The 4,829-nt window shown below is 25.4% G+C and carries 3 protein-coding genes; all 3 read right to left on the bottom strand.

All coding sequences use genetic code 11. The features are described 5' to 3' along the window. Window positions 1-1,292: 1,292 nt before the first annotated feature. Entirely contained in the window at window positions 1,293-2,174 is an 882-nt protein-coding gene (locus RDY08_RS10555; protein WP_307905588.1) for a ParB/RepB/Spo0J family partition protein, read from the bottom strand. Next, on the bottom strand, window positions 2,174-2,947 hold the full coding sequence (locus RDY08_RS10550; RefSeq protein WP_307905587.1) for a ParA family protein: 774 nt from the start codon (window positions 2,945-2,947) through the stop codon (window positions 2,174-2,176). The genes RDY08_RS10555 and RDY08_RS10550 overlap by 1 nt, the downstream gene beginning before the upstream one ends. A 229-nt stretch (window positions 2,948-3,176) precedes the next feature. Further along, the gene (locus tag RDY08_RS10545) at window positions 3,177-4,829 is read right to left on the bottom strand and encodes a hypothetical protein (RefSeq protein WP_307905586.1); all 1,653 of its coding nucleotides are present in this window, start codon (window positions 4,827-4,829) and stop codon (window positions 3,177-3,179) included.

Below are 4,829 nucleotides of genomic sequence, written 5' to 3'. Positions count from 1 at the left end.
TATATCACTCTCCTATTTTTATTTCTCTTACAATTTTTATTACTTTTTAATCTCTTCTTTTGTATTGCCTAAATTCAGACAACTTTTTCTATTTTATCATCTTAATTATCTTTAGTCAAACAGCTCTTTTGTCCTGAACAGACGTTATTTCGTCCTCAACAGATACTTTTTTAACTTGAAACGATATTTTTATCTCTTAAACTACTTTTTTTGCACTTTTTATCCTCACCCCATTTTCTTTTATCTTCTCCCAATATCCACGCTTAATCTGCAAGTCGTCCTACTAAGGCAAATCACTGTGCCCCAAACACGCCACGCACGAGATGATTTAAAAATATTATCCCTACTTAATACTCTTGCCTATATTTTTACTGCTTAACAAGTGTTTGCATCTCTATCCTTACCCCAAAAGACATTTTGCAGATGGTTATAAACGGCACTTTCTTTTGCTTCGTTTTCTTTTTGCCGGTGAAAAGAAAATGAAGAAGTGATAACAGGGATAAAACTTTCAAATTAAACTATATTAACAATAACAACTATTAATAATCCTCCAATATCCACACTAAAAAGAAACCCCCATACAATCACCGGGTACCCGCTGTAACAAGCAAAGGAAGTAGGTATATCTTATATCAGAAACTTTTGCAGTGTAACGGAAAAACGTTTCTGGTATTAGATATAACTGCTGAACTGCGACGTGTAAGTGGGTGGTGTCTGCCTTATGCAACCAAATAATCTTTTATACTACTTAATAATACTTTTTCAAATATCTCTCTTATTGATATACTATATGGATTGCGTTATATCATTCAACCAATATTCTATCTCTCCTATTTCATCTTCATTGCTTGATGAAATAAATTTAAATCCCCTATCCCATCTATATTCATCTCTTTCGCTATCCATTAATTTATTTCTGTTATATCTAAATTTTTTGTCTCTGTTGTATTCCTCGAAAATATATCTTTTACTTTCCCATCTGCTTTTGTATAACTTGACGACATTCTTGCTTCTATATTCCCATCTGCCTTCGTTACTAATTTTTCTACATATGATAAATTTAAATTCTAGAGAATGAATGTAATGAAATTAAGGGTTAATTACTAAAAGAGTGGTAATTCTAATTTTTTTAACTACTTTTCAGGAAGGTTGGTCTAATTTTACGACAATATTAATGTTTATCAAAAATACAACTTATAAACACAAAATTATCATAAATACATTAAAGATAATAAATGTAAAAGAAAATAAGATATATATCCAAAAAATAAAAAGTGTCGCGGCGACACTTTTTAATAATTTTCTATTTTTTCTAACAATTTTTTCAATTCCATCTCCAAATCATTAGAAATCTTTTTATTTATTCTTATCTTAATAGCATTTCTGCTTTTTTCAAAAATAACATTTTTTTTCTTTTTCCCACTTAATAATTCTTTTAATATCATTCTTAAGTCATCTCTTTTTTTCACCACTAACTGGCTTATTAAATTCTTTGTATCTGCTCCTGGTTTTAATTTTATAATTTTATTTATTATTTCTGCTTTTTCTACTCCTATTTCTTCTACAAATATTTTTAATTCTTCAGGATAATTCATAGCATTTTTTATTCTATAAAATTTTTTTCTGCTTATATTATAACTTTCCAAAATTTCATCTATTTTTTTATTTTTCTTCGCAGCTTCTTTATTAAATTTATATGACTGCTCTAATATTGTCAAATCTTTTCTTTTTGTATTTTCATCAATAGATATTCTGTCTAAATATTCCTCAGGTGTATCTTTTCTTAAAATTATAACTCTACTTTTACCTTTTATATCTATACTGTCATTATATAAATCTTTACAAGCTATTAATCTTCTAAGTCCTGATATAATTCTAAATTTTCTATCTTCTTTTTCTTGCAAGTATATTATATTTAATAATCCGATCTCTTGTATACTATTTTTCAACTCTTCTATTTCTAACTCTTTTTCATCATTATGTAATCTATTAATAAAACTATTATCTAAAAAATCTATGTTCTGTATTAACATTTTAGAAAGATGTGCTAACTCCCCAAATTCCTTGACTATCTCTTCTTTTTTTATTTCATTTACATCTCTATTTTCTAAAACGACTGTACTTGTTTTATTTCTCCTTTCTAAAGGATTATTCCCAAGCCTCCCTATAGCCATTAATTTACCTCTCTTTCTACTATCTCTTTACATAAATTCAAATAATCTTGTGCTCCGTGACTTTTTTCATCATAATCAAATATTGATTTACCATATGAAGATGCTTCTGATACTTTTACATTCCTTCTAATTAAAGTTTTAAACATAACTTCTCCAAAGAATTTTTTTAATTCTTTTATAACCTCCAAATGTAATTTAACTCTTTTGTCTAACATTGTAGCAAAAACTCCAGCTATTTTTAAATTTTCATTTAATCTCTGTTTTACCATATCAATTGTATCCATTAGCTCTGAAATTCCCTCTAGTGCATAATATTCAGCTTGAACCGGAATATATACTGCATCTGCTGCTGTTAAGGCATTAAACGTCAATGTATCAAGACTAGGAGGACAATCAATCAGTATATAATCAAATCCATATATCTCTTTTAATATTTCTTTTAATATATTATCTTTTCCTGGCACTCCACCTAATTCTATATTTATTTTTGACATTTTTATATTTGTAGGTAAAATAGAAATATTATCTTTTTCTAATAAAACTTTTTCTACAGATATTTCTGGTCCTGGAAATGCTCTTGTTTTTAGTATATCATAAACTGTATAATTTAAATCTCTTTTATCAATTCCAAACCCAGATGTTAAATTTCCTTGTGGATCAAAATCAATTAATAAAACTTTTTTACCAAGTTTAGCTAATCCTACCCCAATATTTTGAGTAGAAGTTGTTTTAGCTACTCCTCCTTTTTGATTTACAACAGCGATTACTTTCACAATATCTCCCCTTTCTTTTTTTATTATAATTTTTCTAAAACTATTATTATCATACTATGATTAGACCTCAAAAATGCATTTTTATGCAGCCATGTATCTCAAATATATTAAATTTAGTTCACTAAAAAATAAATTTCTAAAATGAGAATACAGATTACATTCAAAAAACTCTGAAAAACTTATAGTAGTGTAAGAAAACTAAATACCTTTTTGTGAGTCAATCATATTATTAATTAAAACTATATACAACTTTTATAGCTGCTACTGTGTATTTTTTTATCATATCAGTATATACTATTTTATTTTTTCTAAATAATTCTAATACTTTTTCGTTCATTCCTTCTTCTTCTAACCATAATTTCTCTGCCGCTTTATCTATTTTTAATTTTTCATCTTCTGGTAATTTATTATAAAATATATAATATATTTCTTCTGAAACTTCATCTTTTTTATCTATTTTCTTTTCTTTTTTTCTTTTTTTATTATATTCACCATTAGATTCTCTTATTACATCTATACTCTCATTTGAGAAAACTTTTTTATTGCTTACAGTTTTCATACCTTTATTCTCGTTTAAGAAATTTTTATCTTCTACTAACTCTTTTAACACTTTATCTATATATCTCAATAATGATGTTCTAATATCTGATTTCAATCCTTTATATATATTACTTAAAACTTCTATTGCTACCTTTTCACCATAAATATCTGCTACTTTAACCATTTTATTTTCGACTCTTTTGTTATATTTTTTACTAAAAAATATATTTTTTTTAGCCTTTTCTATAGCAACATATAATTTATTTCTATCTTTTATTAATGTTTTTGAACTTTTTTGTATATAATCAGAAACATGAAATCCAGAATTACCAAAAGTAAAAAATATTTTATAGCTTTTTTCTTCTTTAATCTCTATAACTTTATATTTTTCTAAATATCCAAATTTCACTAAAATATCAAAAGACTTAGAAATTCTTTTTAAAACTTGTTTTATTTTACTAACTCTATATATTTTTTCTTCACCTTTTTTATTTATTTTTTTTTGAGTTATAAAAGTCTTTAGCGGCACAACTGCAGCAAGCAATTCTATTCTATATTCCCCTTCATTAGCACTAAATCGTTTCATACTAATATATTGATACAATCTTAATGCAACAGCATCCTTTTTTTCTAATAAACTTAATTCTTCCATTTTAAATTTAACATATCTTTTTTCACTTATTTTATTTGTAATATTCCTATCTAAATAAACTTTATAAAATATCTTTTTTCCATTTCTAACTTTTTCATAATTAAGTAAATTAAATGATTTACTCTCAAAAGAAAAATTCCCTGCTTTTTTCCTATTTTTAACTCCAAAAGAATAAGTTGTATATTTCATATTCCTTAAAGCTTCCTCTATTTTAGAATAATATCTATCATTCATTTTATTTCCTAAAAAATCAACGATAAAATATCTTATATCAAATTGAATAAAATCTTTATATTCTCCATTTGCAAAATCATCTTCAAATTTTGTTAATATAAAATCAAAAACTTTTTTTTCAAAGCTACCAGGCTGAAGTATATTTTTCCCTTCTATTTTTGCCCCAATTAAATTAGAATACATAGTAAGTCCCATATCCTTAAACTGATATTCAAAATTAACTTCTCTATCACTTTTTCTAGTTGTAAAAAAAGGAAAGACTATTAACTCTAACGGAATATTAACTATACCATCTTTTACTTCTAAAAAATTACCTGTATTTTCTATTTGAATTTTTTCTGTTTTTAATTTATTAGGCTTTGTTTCTTTTGTAAGAACTCCTCCAAATAGATCATTTTTAAATTCACCAAAATCATTTAATTCAAATACCTCTTTTTTTGTTTCTTTATCCCCCAA

It is taken from the genome of Haliovirga abyssi, from assembly GCF_030295325.1.
In the GTDB taxonomy this organism is placed as follows: Bacteria; Fusobacteriota; Fusobacteriia; order Fusobacteriales; family Haliovirgaceae; genus Haliovirga; species Haliovirga abyssi.
The sequence above is the reverse complement of the archived record's forward strand: the minus strand, read 5'-3'. Positions and strand labels throughout refer to the sequence as shown.

Bases quoted from the DNA above. Each gene is read 5' to 3' on its own strand.
- RDY08_RS10555 (WP_307905588.1), bottom strand. From the start codon at position 2,174: ATGGCTATAGGGAGGCTTGGGAATAATCCTTTAGAAAGGAGAAATAAA.